Raw genomic sequence first — 19,334 nt, forward strand, 5'->3', positions numbered from 1 at the left:
TTCAGATTCCTTTCTCCTTTATCCAAGCAAATAAGTTCTGATAAACCTGTTCACGCACTTTAGGTGCAGATAAAACCAAATCGTGCAAACCATTTTCAATGGTTTGAATACTGATATCTCCGATCATTTTCTCAGCGTATTTTTGAATATCATGAACGTTTAAAATCACGTCACTGGTCTGAGCTTCAATCCCCCATTTTTTCGGGTTGGTGGTTTGATGTGAATGCATGACTAGGGTGGGAATAGTGAGTGTTACACCTGCGTGAATCTCTTTTTGAGCTTCATGGATGGCTCGAACAAAGCTGAGTTTTACCATTTTATAGCTTGGTTGTTTCCACTCCAGATTAAAATTCCATTCACCGTGATAGTGACAATGTAGGCTAGGGACGTACCATTTATTCAAACCGCTTGGAATAGTGAGATTCGGAAGCAATCGACCTAGTTTGCTAAGTTGCGGTAACGCTTTATTTTTCTCAAACTCGCTCATGTTGAAATCATAAAAAGGACTGTTTGCCCATAAACCCTTAATCAATGAATGCTGCGGGTGATGAGCTGCAAATAAGGTGCAAATGAGGCCTCCCGTTGAATGCCCGCTTAACAACACAGCATCATGACCTTCAGCTTGAATAATTTCTAACGCTTTATTAATTTCTGCATCGTATTCACTTAAATCACGTACATTATAGAGTTGTTGATGCCCTAAACGGGAACGTCCATATTTGCGTAAATCCAGTGCATAGAAATCAAAACCCTGCTGATTGAATTGATCTGCCATTTCAGTTTGAAAAAAATAATCAATAAAACCATGAATGTACAAAATTGCTTTGGTGGTGGTTTGAGTATTTTTTTTGCGGACTAAAGTCGCAACGACTTTGCCTTCATAATCATCGGGGAATTCAAGCACAAGCTGTTGATAATCTGATCCCAGAACATCGGCTTGATAGGTGGTAGGAATTTTGAGCGATGTCATTTTTATACTCATCAAGATTTATTATGGTTTAATCCTTGATGATGTTGGAACATTTGTCAAATTGAATTGATTGTAAAATAAAAAAATGCAACCCAGTGCCTTCTTCTGTAAAGAATCTAGACTGCAGCCAATGGTTAGTCAACATTGGCTACATTCCATGCCCGATTCAAACAGAACTGGGTTGCCAAAAGCAAAAAGTAAGAGATTGGAGAGACTTACACCGCTGCTTTAAAATCTACAACTTCAGCGCCACTTTTTAATGCCGCTTTGAAAATATCAACCACTTGAGCATGAGTAGCTTTACGTGGGTTAGTCAACATACAAGCATCTTTTTGAGCATTTTCAGACATAATGCCTAAATCTTGCTCTTTCACACCGAGTTCAGATAGGTTTGATGGAATACCGATAGAAGATGACAACTCACGGATTGCATCAATCGCAGCATAGGCAGCTTCAGTCACGGTAAATCCAGTGGTGTTAACACCCATTAACTCGGCAATACGTGCATAACGGTCAGGGCAGGCAATTAAGTTGAATTCGCATACATGTGGTAGTAATACCGCATTACATACACCATGTGGTAGGTTATAGAAGCCGCCTAATTGGTGTGCCATGGCATGAACATAACCTAAAGAGGCATTGTTGAATGCCATACCTGCAAGATACTGTGCATAGCTCATTGCATCACGTGCTTCAAGGTTTTCACCGTTGGCAACCGCTGGGCGCAACCATTCACTGATCATTGAAATCGCTTTTTCAGCACATGCATCGGTAATTGGATTTGCAGCAGTAGAAACATAGGCTTCTACAGCATGAGTCAATGCATCCATACCTGTAGCAGCAGTTAAGCTAGCTGGTTTTGCAATCATGAGTTTAGGGTCATCAATTGCAATCAGTGGAGTGCAGCGCCAATCGACAATTGCCATTTTTACATGCGTGTCTGTGTTGGTAATAATACAGAAGCGCGTCATTTCAGATGCTGTACCAGCAGTTGTATTTACTGCAATCAGAGGAGTCATTGGGACAGAGCTTTTATCAATGCCTTCATAATCACGAATATGACCGCCACCTGCTGTTACCAGACCAATGCCTTTTGCACAGTCATGTGATGAACCACCACCTAGTGAGACAATAAAGTCACAGCCATGGTCATTGTAAGCTTGTACACCGTTATGTACGTTAATATCTGTTGGGTTTGGTTCTGCACCTGGGAAGATGTGACTGTCGACACCCGCATCTTTTAGATAGCTTGCAATCGTGTCTGCGACCCCAAATTTAAATAAGCCTGCATCGGTAACAATCAGTGCTTTTTTAGCACCTAAATTTTGTGCTTTGGTCCCAATCTCTTTAGCACAGCCTGGACCAAAGAGTGAAACACATGGAATGTAAAAACCGTTTGTTTGATCTGCAATATTTTTAAAAGCCATGGTGCGATTCCTTCTACCATTGTTATGTTTTAAGCGGTGACCCTCACCGTGGCTTGAGTATTAAATGAAGACACATTTAAGCCTACCTACCAAACACCTACCATCATATTGAGATTGGAAAATTGTCGTGGAGAGGAAGAGTGCTGTTAAAAACAAATATTGAAAAATATTTCTATAATGTTTTGAAAAATAACAAAATATATGAATATCTTTCTTGAGGTGCTTTTTTAAAAAATTTGATTACAATAAAGAGAGGCATTATACAAAAGTAGAATGAGGGGCGTGTATGGAACAAGAGCGTTTAATACCGCAACAACGTCAAATTGCTCAGTTGATTCTGAGTTTTTCCCCAGATTTGATGACCATGCAGCATCAACAATGGCAAATCTTGGGGGATATTAATGCGCAAAATATGTTTCGGATAGATCAAGAGAAACATACCATCTATATAATGAATGAGATGTTTCATCTTTCTTTTGAATTAGTCCAAAATCAACAGACGCCTTTTATTCAATATAACTTCCATTATCAAGATCAACATGCAGAATTACTTGAAGATTTCTTTTTGAATGATGTCGGTTTTTTGACTGATCAATTGAATGAACAACACTCCTTATTTCTTAAAAATAAAGCGCAGCAATTACGTGAACTTATTGCGAAACAAATTTATCAGTGGGTAGATGGACCTACGCGTGTTATTACATGTTTAAACCGTATGAGCTTGGCTCAAGCTGAGTTGTTAGATCGGCGTTTAATGGTACTTGGAATGGCAAAATACGCTTGTTTTGCCCAGTCTAAACAAATGGGAACCGATTGGGATCCTGCATTACAACAACATTTTAGCCAGCTTTGTGCTTTACATATTGTGAATGGAGATGATTTTTTACCTTTGCAGGGTTTAATGGATTGTTATGATGAGCTTTGTCACAGTGCAGCGCAGTTTTTACCTTCAGCACTGTATCGGATAGCGACTTTAACTTTTGAACAAAAATTTAATTTAGATGAGTTGCTTGATCATCAAATGGATTTTGCATTACTGCAACCTTATGCCTTACAGCAAAGTCATGTTTTATCTTTTGTGCGTTTGATGAATCGGGAGTTGTGGCATAAAGATGATTTATTGGCTAAACAGAATTTTTTGCAGCCAAATGCGCAGATTTGGCAAAAAAAAGTGGCGCGTTTACCTATATTTGACTATTCCAGAACGGTCAATTGGCTGTTTAAGCAAGACGCAATGGTACTGGACTGGTTAAGTGCACACATCCAACACAGTCATGTACGCGTCGCCGTTACTGCTTTAAGTTTTGTCGATACCAGTCAAATTCATCCTTGTATTATTTTATTAACATTGCAATATTTTCAACATACTTGTGCGCGTATGTTCATTCAAAGTTGTGATATTCATGCGACTACAGAACAATGGTTTGAACACCAGAACAATCAAAGCGTAGTACTGAAAGGGCAGCAGCAAACGGTAGAAGATCAGCGTATCGCCATCAGTCCATCTATTTTATATTTGGATGAATGGATGAATTTACTGCGTAATGTTGCCAATAAGAATGAAACCATAGTGAAGCAGGTCTACAAGAAAATTAGCCGTGTCATGCAGGCATATATGTTGCATTTACATCATATTGTGCAAGATTTACCTCATGAGTTATTGAATTATGTACATCCAAGTACACACCAAAATCGGGGGTTTTATCGTACCTTACGTCGGCATCATGTCCCTGTGAATGAGTTTAGGGCTTTATTTTATTTGAGATATCAGAATTTAAGAGTGTCTGTATTTGATGCTTATGTTCGAGATTATTTGATCTATTGTTTTAATGAAAACCGTGAAATTGCCAAAAATAGTACATGGCTAGGTTTGTTTCACCACGCCGTAGAATGGCATCGGCAGTTACATAAAGACGAAATTTTAGCGCGGTTAAAACAAAATTTTGCAGTGAATACTTGGAATGCTGTATCGCCCCAAACCATTTTGCAATATTCTGGTTGGAGTTTTGAGGAACTGCATCATATTGAAAGAATAATCGAAGAGTCGAATATATTTCATCACTGCTTGGCGATGAGTTATGCGGAACGGATTATGCAGGGAGAATATGTTGCTTTTCATATGTCCTCACCGCATTACGCACAGTCTTTAACACTAGGTTGTCATATTCAGGCAGGTAAATTATTGTTTGATCAATTGGAATATCCAAATAATCAAAAAGCGGAGCAATTGTTGGTGACGATTGCAGAACAATTCATTCAATGGTTTAACGAACATTTTTCACCAGCACTGAAATAAACTTCATAAAAGTTAAACAATCAACAAAAACTATTTTGCTTAATTTTAAAATTGATAGATAAGCTTTTGTAATTTATGGGATTGATCTAAGAAAAGATAACTGTGTTTCTTCTCAGACTTAACTTTTAACACAAAACTCGTTAGGCTATAGCCGTTATTTATTGGTTATCGGTCATATGAAACAAGAAACTGCACTTAAGCTCCTTAAAGCTGGCGAAAATGTCTTCCTTACAGGTTCGGCTGGTGCAGGAAAAACCTATACTTTAAATCAGTACATCAATTATTTGAAAGCGCGTAAGGTACCTGTTGCAATTACAGCGTCTACAGGTATTGCTGCAACGCATATGAATGGTATGACTATCCATACTTGGGCGGGTATTGGTATTAAAGATAGCCTAAGTGATGATGACCTGAAGCGCATGAAAGAGCGTAAATACCTGAAAGAGCATTTAGAGAATGCACAGGTATTAATTATTGATGAAATTTCGATGTTGCATGCAAAACAACTGAATTTGGTCAATCAAGTTTTAAAATACTTTAAAGAAAGTGATGATGCTTTTGGTGGTATTCAGGTGATTGTTGCGGGTGACTTTTTTCAGTTGCCACCCGTTGGTAAAAAAGAAGAGCTGAATCGGGATAAGTTTTGTTTTATGTCCGAAGCGTGGGTAGAAGCCAAGTTTCGTGTTTGCTATCTGACCGAGCAACATCGTCAAGGTAATGATTATCTGAATGATATTTTGAATGCTATCCGTAGTCAGAGCATTACTTCAGAGCATATACGTGCATTAGAACAAACGCGCTCACAAGATATCGGCGAGACTTTCACACGTTTATACACCCATAATATGGATGTAGATTCGATTAATTATCAACATTTAAATGCGATTGAGCAGCAAGGTCATGAATTTATGGCTGTCTGTGATGGTAATGATAAATTAATTGAAACCCTGAAATCTTCTGTACGTGCCCCAGAAGCATTAACTTTAAAAAAGAATGCTAAAGTGATGTTTGTGAAAAATAACTTTGACATGGGGTATATCAATGGCAGTTTAGGCGAAGTCATTGGTTTTGAAGAAGATGATGATCATGGTATTTTGCCAAAAGTGAAACTCACTGATGGTTCAGTCTTATTGGTTGAACCGGAAACATGGTCGGTGGATAACGAAGCGGGGAAGAGTATTGCTAGTTTGCAGCAAATTCCACTACGTCTGGCATGGGCAATTACTATTCATAAATCACAAGGTATGACCTTGGCAGCGGCAGAAATAAACTTAAGTCATACTTTCGAGAAAGGACAAGGTTATGTCGCGTTATCACGGTTAAAATCATTAGATGGTTTAAAACTGCTCGGCTTTAACATGCAAGCTTTGGAATTAGACAGTCTTGCTATTAAAGCAGACCGACGCTTTCAAGAACTCTCTGCTGAAGCTGAAACGAATTTTGCTGAAACCGATTTAAGCGTACAACATAAAGCCTTTATTCGACATTGTGGTGGAACGTTGAATGAAGTTGAAATTGAGCGAAATGAAAAGAAAATTGCTCGGAGTGCGGGTAAGCAAAACTATGCTTCAGCAACTTTAGACGAAACTCGTGAACTATTTGAATCTGGTTATGAGATTGAAGATATTGCAACGGAACGTGGACTCACACCAGCCACCATTATTAATCATTTAGGACGTTTACATAAAGAACAAGGTTTGGATATTTCTGTTGCGCATCCAGGTGAAGAGGTTGTAGAGGAAGTCCGTAAAATCTATAAACGTTTACAGAAGCGTCAAAGCCCAGATCATTTCGCAGATGATGGTGCCATTAAATTACGTCCAATTGTAGAGGCAACCAATCCACGTATGGGCTATGACCAAGTGCGTCTAGCGTTACTTTATATTGAATAAAACTTAAATGCGAAAATGAAGTAGGCAGGAGGAATTCTTGCTTACTTTAATCTAAAGTTCATATACACTGATTTATAAGCGATAAGAATAACTTAGAACAGCAATGAAATTTACGGCATGGTATACGCTACGCAAGTTTGTTTATAACAATTTGCACAATGAAGATTATGAAACCCGCTTAAGTCGTGCGATTAATTATTTTCTGATAGCACTCATTATGAGTAATGCTGCTGCGGTATTACTTGAGTCAGTCCATCAATATTATATACGTTATGAAACTTTTTTTTATTATTTTGAACTTTTTTCAATTTTTATTTTTACCACAGAATACATTTTACGGTTTTGGTCAGTTGCAGAGGCAGACAGTTTTGAATCGGCTTGGAAAAATCGTTTAAATTGGGTTAAAAGCGGTGGGGCGATTATCGACTTACTGGCTATTTTGCCTGCATATCTCAATTTCTTTGTTCATTTCGACCTAAGATTCCTCCGAATTGTCCGTTTACTGCGATTATTAAAACTGACTCGATATTTTGTTTCATTGCAAATTTTATTACGAGTCATCGAACGCGAAAAAGGTTCATTCCAAGCCGTCATTTTTATCTTGGTGATTATGATTATTATGGCGGCAGCAGGTGTGTATTTGATTGAAAGTCGGGTACAACCTGATGTTTTTAGTTCAATCCCAGCATCGATGTGGTGGGCGGTCGTGACTTTAACTACGGTGGGGTATGGTGATGTGACTCCTGTAACGCCGCTTGGCCGTTTTTTAGGGGCACTGATTACCATTTTAGGTGTGGGCTTGGCCGCTTTACCCGCGGGTATTCTAGCCAATGGTTTGGCAAATGAGCTTGAATTGCGAAAACAAGAATTGGAACTCAGATTTCGTGAATTGATTCAAAACAGTGATATTGATTTTATTCTAGAAAAAGAAAAGATTGAGGAAATACGTAAAGAAGTGGGACTGACTCAAGAGCAGACCCAAGATATTATTCTTCAGTTGATTCGAGAGCAAAAAGAGGAATCTTTGAAACAGGAACGTGAACAATATGCTTATTGTCCACATTGTGGTAAGAAGTTACCTGAATAATATTTAAAAATTGAGAGTCAAGCGATGGGTAAAGCAATGAAAGCAGAAAGCACTTTCATTGCTTATTTCACATATGCACACGCCTAGGCATTGTGTTAGATAGATTCATGATATGATGAAACGACTAGATTATTTTTCTCATGCTGAAAAGCACAAAATAAAATAATTAAACCACCGAAACTCAGTAATGTACCAACCCAAATGGGCGCGAGCCACCCCAAGTTTTGACTAATTAACCAACCGCCCAGAAAAGCACCAAAAGCATTGGCAATATTGAATGCTGAATGATTCAGAGAAGCTGCCAAACTCTGAGCATTGCCCGCAACATCCATGAGGCGCGTTTGCAGCAATGGTCCTAAACCTGCAATGCTAAAACTGACTAAGAATAATGCAGCAAATGCCGTATAGAAGTTGCCTATCGTGAGTGCGCAAATAATATAAGAGCCAGCATTTGAAAGGAGTACCCAAATAATTGCCTTATTCAGATTTCTATCAGCGAAATGTCCTGCAACTAAACCACCAAGTACTAAACCTAAACCAATACTTGCAAGTGCGAAAGGGACGATTTCAATACGGGCATGTGTGTATTCAGTCAAAATTGGTGAAACGTAACTATATACCGAGAAAAGACCGCCAAAACCAATAGCACCGACAGCTAAAGTTAACCACATTTGCGTATTTTTAAGTCCGCGAAGTTCATTTTGAATGCTGGCAGTGTGGTCGAGTTGAATTTTTGGCAAGCAAAAACAAATTGCAATCACTGTTACAAATGCAATTGAAGCTGAAAATTCAAACCCAGTACGCCAACCATAATGTTGTCCCAACCATGTCGCAAAAGGCACGCCAATAACCGTTGCAACATTTAAGCCCATCATGAGTTTGGCAACAGCAGAAGCACGTTTTTGTTTGCCTGCAAATTCAGCAACAACTAAGGCTGCGATACCGAAATAAGCACCGTGAGGCAACCCTGCGATAAAACGTGATAGCAACATACTTTCATAGCTATTTGTTAAAGCAGTGATGACATTGGCGATACCATAAAAAAGCATCAACCCAATCAATAAGATTTTTCGGGGTACTTTAGCCGCTAAGATTGCGATGATTGGAGCACCAATAGTGACGCCTAAGGCGTAAGCACTAATAAAATGACCCGCAACAGGAATACTCACATTTAAATTATGTGAAATTTCTTGGATAAGACCCATCGCGACAAATTCAGTTGTGCCAATACAAAAACCACCTAAAGCAAGCGCAAGAATAACCCACAATAGGCGATAGGATGGCGTAGGATCAGTCGCCGTATTTATATCCACAGAGATCATTTTTAATAGAAACATTGGGAGGGGGAGAATGGACAATTATAGGTGAAATGAACGAATAATGTTAAGTAATTTACTCGGAATTTATTGTAATTTGAACGTAATTAAAATTATAAATGTTAGATTGGCTGTTTTAAATTAATGAATTTAATCATATAAATGAGATAATTTTTTGTATATTTTTGATATAAATTAAAGGATATGTTCAGTATTTTTTTAAAGAAAAAGTATTAAAAAATCTCACTTGATGCCTGAGTATGTTCACCCTAAAAATTAAGGAAAATGCATGTAAATGCGATTTAATTAAGAGATGCTGAAATGAACAAGTGGTGAAATATATTAATTTATTTTGTGATAGAATGAGTTAAATTCATTTTTTTGATTTTTGTTTTTAATTATATCAATCAACATTTATGTCGTTGCTCGCTCGGTTTGCGGTATTTCATCCGATTTAAACTATTACGCGGACATTTTACTTTTGATTTTTGCGGACTGATAATAAACATGCTTGAAATTCGACATCTAAAAACATTACTCGCACTTCGTGAACATGGCTCTTTGGTTGCTGCCGCCAATGATTTGTGTTTGACGCCTTCGGCTATTTCGCATCAATTAAAAGAGTTAGATCATTGGTACGGGGTAGAGGTGGTGAATCGTCGTAGCCGTCCTGTCTCATTTTCCAATGTGGGACAACGTCTATTAAAGCTTGCAGACGATGTTTTGCCGCAAATTCAAATTGCACAAACTGACATTACGCGAATTGTACATGGTCAAACGGGACGTATTATTTTCTCCTCAGAATGTCATAGTTGTTTTGATTGGCTCATGCCATTGTTAAATCAATATCGCCAGCAATATCCAGATGTAGATTTAGATTTTGCTTCTGGCTTCGAAGCCAATCCGCATGAGTTGTTGCAAAATGGCGAGTTTGATTTGCTTATTACTGCAGACCCAATCGCTTTGAAAGGGGTGGATTACTTTCCAATCTTCGAATACGAATCGCGTTTAGTATTATCCAATACACACCCTTTGGTGCGTGCCGAAAAGATTACAGTACAAGATTTGGCTGAAGAAACTCTAATTACATATCCAGTTGATAAACATCGCTTAGATATTATGTCAAAGCTGTTCATTCCAGCGAACATACTACCTAAACAGATCCGTACCACGGACTTAACTCAAATGTTAATTCAATTGGTGGCAAGTGGGCGTGGTATTGCGGCTTTGCCTGATTGGGTTGTGAATGAGTATGAGCAAAAAGGCTGGGTAACATCACGTCGTTTGGATTGTGTTTCTGAAAGAGGTCTGCGTAGGACATTATATGCTGGCTATCGAACAGAGGAAAAAGAGAAGAATTATTTTGAAGGCTTCTTGAAACAGTTGGATAAATTTTCACAGAAGCGTCATCAGTATTATTTGTCTTAATCTCATTGATATAGTGTGCTGTGATGGTGCAATTCAAAGATTGCATCATCACATTCAATTGAATTGGGCTAAGAGTGTCCTATAAATAATGACAATACACCTGCGGCAATTAAAGGACCTACAGGTACCCCACGTAACAGAGCAACCCCTGCTACAGTTCCAATCAGTAAACCTGCAACTATATTGGGTTGATGAGTCATCAGTTTGACCCCACGTCCACCTAACCAAGCCACAAATACGCCGATTGCAATTGCAAGTAATGATTTCCAGCTTAAAAATGATTTAAGAATAGCCTCACCAGGGATTTTGCCACTGGCAATTGGGGTTAAAACACCGATGGTTAAAATAACAATACCAATATTTAAACCGTGTTGTTGTAATAGCGGGAAAAACTCACTTAATGGTGTTATTTTGAAGACAATCAGTACAGCAGCAGCAATGGTAACAGCAGAGTTGTGACTGAAAATACCACAAGCCACTAAAACCAAAAGTACTATCAGATTTAAATCTAAATTAGGCATGAGATGCAGGGAGAATGTGTGAAAATGCAACTATTGTAACGACTTTTTGTACATTGCATTCAGAAAATCAGCGGGAAATTAGAAAATTGTTTAAAATGCAGCACTTTGATGTAAGGCTTTAAATTATGTATTTGGAAAAAATGTTGCAATCTCAAGGTTTTGGTTCGCGTAAGCATTGCCAGCAATTAATTAAATCTGGAGCTGTTAGCATTGACCAAGACATTATGCAAAATCCTAAGCAAAAGCTAAATTTGGAAAACTTAGTTTTTGATGTATATGGAAAACGCTATCAATATCGAGAAAACGTTTACATTGCACTAAATAAACCTACGGGCTATGAATGCTCTCATCAGGCAACGCATCATTTTAGTGTATTCGACTTGTTTGATGATGTACTGTTAAATCGTGGATTACAATGTGTTGGGCGTTTAGATCAAGACACCACTGGCTTATTGCTGCTTACGGATGATGGTCAATTTCTTCAAGCATTAACCCATCCCAAAAAGCATGTGGATAAAGTTTACCGTATGCAAACTGCTGATCCAATTTCCTCTGAACAGATTGAGCAGCTTAAACAGGGGGTTGAGTTACGTAATGAACAAGGTACTTTTGCAGCTACAGATGTACAGCAATTGGCAGCCTGTGAGTTGCAAATGACAATTCATCAAGGCGTTTATCATCAAGTGAAAAGAATGTTGGCTGCAGTGGGCAATAAAGTAGAACAGCTGCATCGTGTGCAAATTGGTGCGTTAGAGTGCCCTGAGCTAAAAGAAGGCGAATGGATTTATTTGACACCTGAGCAGATAGCGTTAGCACGTACCCGAGAAGCTATTTGAGGAAACAATGGTAGGTTCTAAACTCATTATCAGCAATAAAACCCATAGCTTCATATAGCCGATGAGATTCACGATTGGTTTTTTGCGTTTCGAGGCTAATGCGAAGCGCATTTTCATGTCGAGCAAACAAAATGGCAGTATCAATAAGTTGTTTGGCTGAGCCTTGACGGCGAAATTGGGGTGTTACATAAACATCGTCTAAAATATAGTAGGTTGAACAGGCAACAGAAGAGAAACCTAAATAAAGCAAAATGAAACCTGTAAATACTTCATCTTTGATATGAATAAAAATGACACTTTCTTGGTTTTCAAAGCGTTGTTTTAAAAATTGTTGGGAAAGATTTAAATTGGAAGAAGCACCATAAAATTGGCGGTATTCATCAAATAAAACTGCAAGTTGATTGAGATCATCTAATGTCGCTCTTTTTACAATCATTGATTGCTCCATGCATTTTTTATTGTCATTGCATGAAGCATACCTAAGTTTTTAAATGAAAAAATTTAAATAATGTATAAAAATGCAACAGGGTTAATTTTTATCACCTTCACCCAAGATTGCGTTAAGTTCTTCAAATAAGTCTAGATGGTCATCATCAATGAGAAATTCATCGTTATGTTGAATGCTGTTTGAGCTGTCATTGCTTTCATGCGTAACAGCAGCCGTTTTCTGCTCTTGTTTGAGTCGTCTTAACTTAATCAATTGCTCTAAATTGATATTCTGATTTTCAATAGAAAAGGGGATGGACTTTGTTAGTACAACTTGTTTGAAAAAAAGCCGCACCGCTTGTGCTGGCGTGATCCCCAACTGTTTAAAGACAGCAAAAGCCTGTTTCTTTTCCTGTGAATCGAGACGAATTTGATAAACTTCGGTTTTTCTCATGATTTTTATAAATTTGAAGATTAAAATTTTAGACTTCATTTTAATCAATTTTATTGTAATTTCAATATTCTTGAGCTTAAAACTTCATTTTTTTGTAATGACAAACAAACTACAGTGTCAGTTCAAAATTGGATGAAAAGTCCATAGACTTGTTTGTAACAGGATCGATGAATTGAATTCGCTTAGCCAGTAGTTGTAATGGGTTAGAGAAATCATCATCAGATTTGTGTTGCACTATTGGGTAAAGAGGATCATTTTTAATGGTTATGCCTAAATGATTCAGGTGAACACGTAATTGATGCTGTTTTCCTGTTTCGGGTTGTAACAGATATTTCGCCCATTGAGAATTGTGTTCCAAAATATCAATCTGGGTTTCGCTATTCGGTTCACCATCTACAATTTTCATGGTGTAAAAGGGCTGTCCTTTGTCCATTCTTAAACAAACGGTACGAGGGAATTCAAGGGTGGAATGATAAGCTGCAATTGCGTGATAGGTCTTTTTAACTTCACGATGAGCAAACATTTGTTGGTAAATACCACGTGTTGCTGGTCGTTTGGAGAATAAAACTAGTCCAGCCGTTTCACGGTCTAAACGATGAATCGGAGTTAAATCCGCATTTCCCATTTGATTTTTTAAGCGTACTAATAAGGTTTCCTGCACATACTGACCTGTAGGGCTCATGGTCAGGAAATGTGGTTTATCGACGATATACAGATCATCAGTTTCATACAAAATATGATGCTGAAACGGAACATGGATTTCGTGTGCTAAAAAACGATAGTAATAAATATGTTGATTGGCAAGATAAGCACTATCTAAACTTAGAATTGTACCGTCGGCTGCATAAATCAATTGGTCTTGAAAACGCTGTTGCCACTCTTGTGCTGAAATATGTGCAAACTGTTGGCAGAGATAATCATACAAACGTTGTGGCGCAGGTTGTAAAGCTGGTAAAAACAGTTTGCTTGCAGTTACTCCACGAATCATCGGTGGAACAAAGTCATGCGCAGTCATAAGATATCAATCACAACAGGTTAGTGTAAAACGTGCACTGTACTAAAAATGCACATTTCGTATGCGTGGCATAGGTATTAACAGCGTGGCGATGCTATCATAATTCTACTTTTGAATCATGTTGTGAGTCATATGTCGTATTCATTTCATTTGCCCCTAAACTCTGAAGCAGATACCCAGCAACTTGCGCTTGTGGTTGCACAACATTTTACTGAGGGTGTAATTTATTTAGTCGGTGATTTAGGTGCTGGGAAAACGACATTTACGCGTTATTTGTTACAACAACTTGGGCATCAAGGTTCAGTAAAAAGTCCAACGTATACCTTGGTGGAACCATATAGCATTCAGAATAAACAAGTATTTCATTTTGATTTGTATCGACTGAATGATCCTTATGAACTTGAGTTAATGGGTATTCGCGATTATTTGGATACACCCAACGCTTTATTCTTATTTGAATGGCCAAGTAAAGGTGGTGAAGAAATTCCTACAGCAGACTTCACCATTAAGATATTAAAGTCTGAAGACGAACTATCCCGTCATGCCACATTGAGCTTTAAAGATGAAGTGCTCTATAAAGCACTTGAGCAGGCATTTCAACATGCATGATGAAGTTGCTGTTCGCCGCATTCACACCTTAGATCCCGCACTTGCCAACCAGATTGCTGCGGGTGAAGTAATTGAACGACCAGCTTCTGTCGTCAAAGAGCTGTTAGAAAACTCAATTGATGCAGGTGCGACAGAACTGATTATTCGTGTTGAACAAGGTGGTAGTACGCTGATTGAAATTATCGACAATGGTCGAGGTATTCATCCTGATGATTTGTCTTTGGCGGTGATGCGTCATGCGACCAGTAAGATTCAGACCGCAGAAGATTTACAAGCGATTGTGAGTTTGGGTTTTCGTGGTGAAGCATTAGCCTCGATAGCAGCAGTTTCCCGTTTAACCTTGACCAGTAGCCAACTAGATGATGGTATTGGTTATCAGGTTGAAGTGAATGGCACTGCATTTCAGCACCAACAAATTCAAGCTGTAGCAGCAGCACGCGGTACACAGATTCGGGTGCAGGATTTATTTTTTAATGTCCCTGCACGTCGAAAATTCTTAAAAAAACCAGGCACGGAATTCGGTCATATCGAAGAAATTGTGCGCCGTTTAGCGCTTACTCATTTTGATATTCGTTTTGTGCTGGAGCATAACAATAATATTCGTTTGAATTTACCCGTTGCTGATAGTGGTGCACTACGTTTTCAGCGGGTACAACAATTACTGGGGCGTCAATTTACAGAAAATGCATATTGGATTGATGCAGACAGCGTCAATATGCGTCTTAGTGGTTGGTTGGGGCATCCTTCGGATGCAAGAGCACAAGCAGATTTACAGTATGTCTATGTCAATGGACGGATTGTCAAAGATAAAACGATTTCTCATGCTTTACGCATGGCTTATGATGGTATTTTGCACGGGCATCAACACTCTGCATATTTGTTATTTTTAGAAGTTGATCCTGAAAATATCGATGTCAATGTTCATCCAACTAAGCATGAAATCCGTTTTCTGAATCAACGCGAGGTTCATGAGTTTGTACGTCATTTTGCAAAAGACACGCTGTCTCAATTTCAAACTGCGAGCGCAGATTTAGCCCAAGCATTGAAAGTTGAGCCAACAAGCCCAATTAATACACAGCAACCGCGTTATCAGGAGCAGTTCCAACTGCATCGTTCGGTAGAGTCTACACCAACACCGGAGTCTGTCGCCATATTAACAGACTTCGAATCTTCACAGCCACATGCTGTGCAATATGTGGCGCAAGATTCCCGAGCGTATCAAGTCAATCCTACATCAAGGATAAATGCTGCTTTACAGAGCTACCTCGCACCATTACGTACAGTAGCTGAGTCTACTGATGATGTTGTAATTGATGATGTGGCACCTAAGGTAGATGAACATCCCTTAGGGATTGCAATTGCACAGCTACACGGCATTTATATTCTGGCGCAGAACACTGAAGGTCTGATTATTGTTGATATGCATGCGGCGCATGAACGGATTTTATTACAACAAATGAAATCCGCTTGGGAAAATCCAGAGTTTTGGATTTCTCAGCAGTTATTGATTCCAAAAGTAGTTAATGTGAATCGGATGCAGGCACTTCGAGTAGAAGATTTGAAAGAACCTTTAGCACGCTTGGGTTTGGAAATTGATCAATATGGTGATGAACAGGTTATTGTTCGTGGTGTGCCTGCTATTTTGCACAAAGCTGATTTTTCGGCTTTGATTCCTGAATTACTCAATGATTTGGATCCAACGGACGAGGTGCGTGGGCTATTGCAGAAACGTGATCAAATCTTGGCGGGTATGGCGTGCCACGGTGCTGTGCGTGCGCATCGATTATTAAGCCTTTCTGAAATGAATGCCTTGCTTCGTCAAATGGAGCAGACTGAATTTGCGAGTCAATGTAACCATGGTCGACCAACTTGGCGTGCATTTCCATTGGCTCAGCTAGATAAACTTTTTGCTCGAGGAGAGTAAACCTAAATGTCGAATCAATTGCCTGTCATCAATTTGATGGGACCTACAGCCAGCGGTAAAACGGCTTTAGCATGTGAGTTATATGAACAGGGCAATTTTGAATTGATTTCTGTTGACTCGGCATTGGTTTATCGAGATATGGATATTGGGACAGCGAAACCAAGTAAAGCTGAGCAAGCGCAGTATCCACATCATTTGATTGATATTATAAGCCCATTAGAAGTGTATTCTGCTGCGCAATTCGTAGAAGATGCATCTAAACTTATTGATGGCATACATGCCAAAGGGAAAACGCCGATTTTGGTCGGTGGAACGATGCTGTATTTCAAAGCTTTACTAGAGGGTTTATCGAGTAATTTGCCAAGTGCAGATTATGCAATCCGTGCTGAAATTGAAGCGCAAGGAGAGCAAGAAGGATGGGAGTCTGTTTTTGCTGCTTTATGCAAAGTGGATCCACTTGCAGGTGAAAAATTCAAAGTCAGTGATAAGCAGCGAATTATTCGTGCGCTCGAGGTGTATCGTATTACAGGGCAACCGATTACCAAACTACAAGCAGAACAACCTAAAAATGTACCATATCGTTACACTTTTCATAATTATGCTTTGCTACCAGATCGGTTAGAATTGCACAAGCGAATTGAGAAACGCTTAGAAATTATGTGGGATATCGGTTTTTTAAATGAGGTCGAGTCACTAATTGAAAAATACGATCTAACCGATGATTTGCCCTCAATGAGATCAGTAGGTTATCGACAAGCCTTAGATTTTTTATTAAAAAGCGACAAAAGTCTCGAAAATAAGAAAGAAATGGAGGATAAAGCCCTTTTTGCGACACGACAACTTGCCAAACGTCAATATACTTGGTTAAGATCTTTGCAACAGTCGCATAAATTTAAAACATATTTAACAATAAAGCAGGCTCAAGAAGACTTGCGAAACTGTTACGGATAAAGCAAAATTTACATACTGTCTTTTTTATAATTTTTAATTGAAAAATAAAGATAGTTTTTTGCGCTGATTTTTAATATTTTTGGAGTTGTATAACATGTCTAAAGGTCAAACTTTGCAAGATCCGTTCTTGAATTCTCTCCGTAAAGAACGTATTCCTGTATCTATCTTCCTTGTAAACGGTATTAAGTTACAAGGTCATATTGAATCTTTTGACCAATATGTTGTTCTATTGAAAAATACTGTAAGCCAAATGGTTTATAAGCACGCTATTTCTACGGTTGTTCCTGCACGTAACCCTCGTCCTGCTGGTGCTCCTGCTGGTGCACAAGGTGCTGGCTTTGGTGGTGGTCAAGGCGGTGGCTTTGTTGGCGGTCAAGGCGGTGGCTTTGGTGGTCAAGCTGGCGGCTTCGGTGGTCAAGGCGGTGGCTTTGGTGGTCAAGCTGGCGGCTTCGGTGGTCAAGCTGGCGGCTTCGGTGGTCAAGCTGGCGGCTTCGGTGGTCAAGGTGGCTTCGGTGGTCAAGGTGGCTTCGGTGGTCAAGGTGGCTTCGGTGGTCAAGGTGGCTTCGGTGGTCAAGGTGGCTTCGGTGGTCAAGGTGGTTTTGATAGCGAAACTAAATTTGATGACTCTCAAGAAGACGATAACAATCGTTAATTGATATTCATTAAAAAGCCTCTCATTTGAGAGGCTTTTTTTTTTAATAAAAATTATAGGTATTTAAAAAATATTCTGAGTGGATAATGGGGACTATATTCACGCAAAGTTAATAATAAGTATAAAAAGCGCATAAAATTTTTATCAATGGCGAATGAATTGCCTAACAGTAGTAAAGCAAAAAGCCAGTCATTTGACTGGCTTTTTTCAGTTATCACTTAAGATGTTTTATTGTTCTTACGGTCCAAATTTGGGTCTTTAATTTCGACAAAAGCATTATTACGAATTTCACGTAACCAACTATCTAATTCGGCATCAAATTGACGCTCACCTAGAATTTGGCGAGCCATGCGCTCTTGATATTCCTGTGTCATATCTTGCTGGCGCGTCTCAGTCACTTGAAGAATATGCCAACCAAACTGGGTCTGGAAGGGTTGGCTAATTTGACCTACAGGAGTGCTCTTCATTTGCTCTTCAAATTGAGGAACCATCATACCAGGGCTTACCCAACCTAAGCTACCGCCATCACGTGCAGAGCCGGAATCATTTGAGAATGTAGCTGCCAATACTGCAAAATCTTCACCCGCTTTAAGACGATTGTAAATGCTATTAATCATTTGTTTAGCACTGTCAGGGCTTACAACTTCAGAAGTTTGAATCAAAATATGACGCGTCTGGTATTGAGGAATAATGGCTTTTTGTTCAGAACCTTTGCGTTCTAATAGCTTAATCACGTGAATACCATCGCGTGCAGTAATTAGTTCACTGGTTTGACCAACTTGTAGTGGGGTGACACGTGCTGCAAGTTCAGCAGGGATTTCAGAAAGATTTCTGAAACCCATATCCGCACCTTCAACTTTTACGCTATTGGTACTAAATTGCTTGCTAATTGCGGCAATATCGTTGCTGCTATCTAAAGCAGTACGTACCTGTTTGGCAACACCTTCTATATTGCTATTACCCGCTATACGAGCATGAATGACATGAACTTGACTGCCTAGAGCTGCTTGTCCTTGCGGGGTTTTAAGGAAATTGGCAACATCCTGATCGCTAATTTTAATGCGTGACATCACAATCTGTTGGCGTAAACGAGTGATTGCTAAATCTTCTGCAATACGTTTGCGAAGTGATTCGTAGGTGCCTGGAGCCATTTTGTCTAACTTTTGCTGAAATGCTTCTAATGAAGTGATTCCAGATTGATTGGCTACTTTGAGTACAGCCTCATTTAAGCTCTTTTCATCGGCTTTAATGTTATAGCGTTTTACCTGCTCTAATTGAGTTTGACGTAAAATAAGTTGCTCGAGGGCTTGTTGCTCAAGATACTGCTCTGGCGGAACAGGGCGCTTTTGAGCTTCTAATTGATGTTTGGCTTCGGCAACATTTTGCTGTAAATCACTGCGTAAAATGACACTGTTGTCGACAACTGCTACAACTTCATCTGAAGTTTGGGCAAATGTCGGCATTGATGAAGAAAGGGCAATTGCTAGTGCAGTCGCCTTAAAGAATTGTTTTAACTGTTTTGTCTTCATT

17 protein-coding genes are annotated in these 19,334 nt (G+C 39.0%); 9 read left to right on the forward strand and 8 right to left on the reverse strand.

What is annotated here, in order from left to right; translation table 11 throughout:
* Window position 1: 1 nt before the first annotated feature.
* Window positions 2-970, reverse strand: coding sequence for an alpha/beta hydrolase (locus I593_RS11030; protein ID WP_016167651.1), 969 nt, complete (start codon window positions 968-970; stop codon window positions 2-4).
* A 215-nt stretch (window positions 971-1,185) separates the two neighbouring features.
* Entirely contained in the window at window positions 1,186-2,397 is a 1,212-nt protein-coding gene (gene mdh, locus I593_RS11035) for an iron-dependent methanol dehydrogenase (protein ID WP_016167652.1), read from the reverse strand.
* Window positions 2,398-2,683: 286 nt separating this feature from the next.
* Here mdh and I593_RS11040 point away from each other — a divergent pair, with 286 nt between their 5' ends.
* The 3 genes from I593_RS11040 (at window position 2,684) to I593_RS11050 (ending at window position 7,672) form a co-directional block, all read left to right on the forward strand.
* Complete coding sequence (locus I593_RS11040) at window positions 2,684-4,693, forward strand: hypothetical protein (RefSeq protein WP_016167653.1); 2,010 nt, start codon at window positions 2,684-2,686, stop codon at window positions 4,691-4,693.
* Between the two features lie 176 nt (window positions 4,694-4,869).
* On the forward strand, window positions 4,870-6,585 hold the full coding sequence (locus tag I593_RS11045; RefSeq protein ID WP_016167654.1) for an AAA family ATPase: 1,716 nt from the start codon (window positions 4,870-4,872) through the stop codon (window positions 6,583-6,585).
* Between the two features lie 103 nt (window positions 6,586-6,688).
* Window positions 6,689-7,672 (forward strand): ion transporter, encoded by a 984-nt coding sequence (locus I593_RS11050; RefSeq protein ID WP_016167655.1) that lies wholly within the window; start codon window positions 6,689-6,691, stop codon window positions 7,670-7,672.
* 95 nt (window positions 7,673-7,767) lie between these two features.
* Here the strand turns inward: I593_RS11050 and I593_RS11055 are convergent, their stop codons facing one another.
* Window positions 7,768-8,994, reverse strand: coding sequence for an MFS transporter (locus I593_RS11055; protein WP_042069085.1), 1,227 nt, complete (start codon window positions 8,992-8,994; stop codon window positions 7,768-7,770).
* 501 nt (window positions 8,995-9,495) lie between these two features.
* On the opposite strand from I593_RS11055, the gene I593_RS11060 reads away from it, so the two are divergent.
* Window positions 9,496-10,416, forward strand: coding sequence for a LysR family transcriptional regulator (locus tag I593_RS11060; RefSeq protein ID WP_016167657.1), 921 nt, complete (start codon window positions 9,496-9,498; stop codon window positions 10,414-10,416).
* 68 nt (window positions 10,417-10,484) lie between these two features.
* On the opposite strand, the gene I593_RS11065 is transcribed toward I593_RS11060, so the two are convergent.
* The gene (locus I593_RS11065) at window positions 10,485-10,937 is read right to left on the reverse strand and encodes a DUF441 domain-containing protein (RefSeq protein WP_016167658.1); all 453 of its coding nucleotides are present in this window, start codon (window positions 10,935-10,937) and stop codon (window positions 10,485-10,487) included.
* A 125-nt stretch (window positions 10,938-11,062) separates the two neighbouring features.
* Between I593_RS11065 and I593_RS11070 the strand changes: the two genes are divergently transcribed.
* Window positions 11,063-11,773, forward strand: coding sequence for a pseudouridine synthase (locus I593_RS11070; protein ID WP_016167659.1), 711 nt, complete (start codon window positions 11,063-11,065; stop codon window positions 11,771-11,773).
* Here the strand turns inward: I593_RS11070 and I593_RS11075 are convergent.
* The 3 genes from I593_RS11075 to I593_RS11085 all read right to left on the reverse strand — a co-directional run bounded on the left by I593_RS11075 (window position 11,766) and on the right by I593_RS11085 (window position 13,668).
* Window positions 11,766-12,209, reverse strand: coding sequence for a GNAT family N-acetyltransferase (locus tag I593_RS11075; RefSeq protein WP_016167660.1), 444 nt, complete (start codon window positions 12,207-12,209; stop codon window positions 11,766-11,768). The genes I593_RS11070 and I593_RS11075 overlap by 8 nt on opposite strands.
* A 93-nt stretch (window positions 12,210-12,302) precedes the next feature.
* Window positions 12,303-12,653 carry a type II toxin-antitoxin system RelB/DinJ family antitoxin gene (locus I593_RS11080; protein ID WP_016167661.1) on the reverse strand — a complete coding sequence of 117 codons (351 nt, stop codon included), beginning with the start codon at window positions 12,651-12,653 and terminating at the stop codon, window positions 12,303-12,305.
* A 109-nt stretch (window positions 12,654-12,762) separates the two neighbouring features.
* Window positions 12,763-13,668, reverse strand: coding sequence for a pseudouridine synthase (locus I593_RS11085; RefSeq protein WP_016167662.1), 906 nt, complete (start codon window positions 13,666-13,668; stop codon window positions 12,763-12,765).
* Window positions 13,669-13,800: 132 nt separating this feature from the next.
* On the opposite strand from I593_RS11085, the gene tsaE reads away from it, so the two are divergent.
* The 4 genes from tsaE to hfq all read left to right on the forward strand — a co-directional run bounded on the left by tsaE (window position 13,801) and on the right by hfq (window position 17,804).
* The gene (gene tsaE, locus I593_RS11090) at window positions 13,801-14,277 is read left to right on the forward strand and encodes a tRNA (adenosine(37)-N6)-threonylcarbamoyltransferase complex ATPase subunit type 1 TsaE (protein ID WP_016167663.1); all 477 of its coding nucleotides are present in this window, start codon (window positions 13,801-13,803) and stop codon (window positions 14,275-14,277) included.
* On the forward strand, window positions 14,270-16,201 hold the full coding sequence (gene mutL, locus I593_RS11095) for a DNA mismatch repair endonuclease MutL (protein ID WP_016167664.1): 1,932 nt from the start codon (window positions 14,270-14,272) through the stop codon (window positions 16,199-16,201). The genes tsaE and mutL overlap by 8 nt, the downstream gene beginning before the upstream one ends.
* A 6-nt stretch (window positions 16,202-16,207) precedes the next feature.
* Entirely contained in the window at window positions 16,208-17,152 is a 945-nt protein-coding gene (gene miaA / locus I593_RS11100; protein WP_016167665.1) for a tRNA (adenosine(37)-N6)-dimethylallyltransferase MiaA, read from the forward strand.
* 94 nt (window positions 17,153-17,246) lie between these two features.
* Window positions 17,247-17,804 (forward strand): RNA chaperone Hfq, encoded by a 558-nt coding sequence (hfq, locus tag I593_RS11105; protein ID WP_016167666.1) that lies wholly within the window; start codon window positions 17,247-17,249, stop codon window positions 17,802-17,804.
* Between the two features lie 218 nt (window positions 17,805-18,022).
* Here hfq and I593_RS11110 read toward each other — a convergent pair whose 3' ends face one another.
* Window positions 18,023-19,333, reverse strand: a complete 1,311-nt coding sequence (locus tag I593_RS11110; RefSeq protein WP_016167667.1) for a peptidylprolyl isomerase — start codon at window positions 19,331-19,333, stop codon at window positions 18,023-18,025.
* Window position 19,334 lies beyond the last annotated feature (1 nt).

Source organism: Acinetobacter tandoii DSM 14970 = CIP 107469 (genome assembly GCF_000400735.1).
GTDB classification, from domain to species: domain Bacteria; phylum Pseudomonadota; class Gammaproteobacteria; order Pseudomonadales; family Moraxellaceae; genus Acinetobacter; species Acinetobacter tandoii.

Coding starts and splice junctions, on each gene's coding strand:
- I593_RS11070 (WP_016167659.1), top strand. CDS start 11,063: ATGTATTTGGAAAAAATGTTGCAATCTCAAGGTTTTGGTTCGCGTAAG.
- I593_RS11080 (WP_016167661.1), bottom strand. CDS start 12,653: ATGAGAAAAACCGAAGTTTATCAAATTCGTCTCGATTCACAGGAAAAG.
- I593_RS11030 (WP_016167651.1), bottom strand. CDS start 970: ATGACATCGCTCAAAATTCCTACCACCTATCAAGCCGATGTTCTGGGA.
- tsaE (WP_016167663.1), top strand. CDS start 13,801: ATGTCGTATTCATTTCATTTGCCCCTAAACTCTGAAGCAGATACCCAG.
- I593_RS11055 (WP_042069085.1), bottom strand. CDS start 8,994: ATGATCTCTGTGGATATAAATACGGCGACTGATCCTACGCCATCCTAT.
- mdh (WP_016167652.1), bottom strand. CDS start 2,397: ATGGCTTTTAAAAATATTGCAGATCAAACAAACGGTTTTTACATTCCA.
- I593_RS11060 (WP_016167657.1), top strand. CDS start 9,496: ATGCTTGAAATTCGACATCTAAAAACATTACTCGCACTTCGTGAACAT.
- I593_RS11040 (WP_016167653.1), top strand. CDS start 2,684: ATGGAACAAGAGCGTTTAATACCGCAACAACGTCAAATTGCTCAGTTG.
- I593_RS11065 (WP_016167658.1), bottom strand. CDS start 10,937: ATGCCTAATTTAGATTTAAATCTGATAGTACTTTTGGTTTTAGTGGCT.
- I593_RS11085 (WP_016167662.1), bottom strand. CDS start 13,668: ATGACTGCGCATGACTTTGTTCCACCGATGATTCGTGGAGTAACTGCA.
- I593_RS11045 (WP_016167654.1), top strand. CDS start 4,870: ATGAAACAAGAAACTGCACTTAAGCTCCTTAAAGCTGGCGAAAATGTC.
- I593_RS11075 (WP_016167660.1), bottom strand. CDS start 12,209: ATGATTGTAAAAAGAGCGACATTAGATGATCTCAATCAACTTGCAGTT.
- I593_RS11050 (WP_016167655.1), top strand. CDS start 6,689: ATGAAATTTACGGCATGGTATACGCTACGCAAGTTTGTTTATAACAAT.
- mutL (WP_016167664.1), top strand. CDS start 14,270: ATGCATGATGAAGTTGCTGTTCGCCGCATTCACACCTTAGATCCCGCA.
- miaA (WP_016167665.1), top strand. CDS start 16,208: ATGTCGAATCAATTGCCTGTCATCAATTTGATGGGACCTACAGCCAGC.
- I593_RS11110 (WP_016167667.1), bottom strand. CDS start 19,333: ATGAAGACAAAACAGTTAAAACAATTCTTTAAGGCGACTGCACTAGCA.
- hfq (WP_016167666.1), top strand. CDS start 17,247: ATGTCTAAAGGTCAAACTTTGCAAGATCCGTTCTTGAATTCTCTCCGT.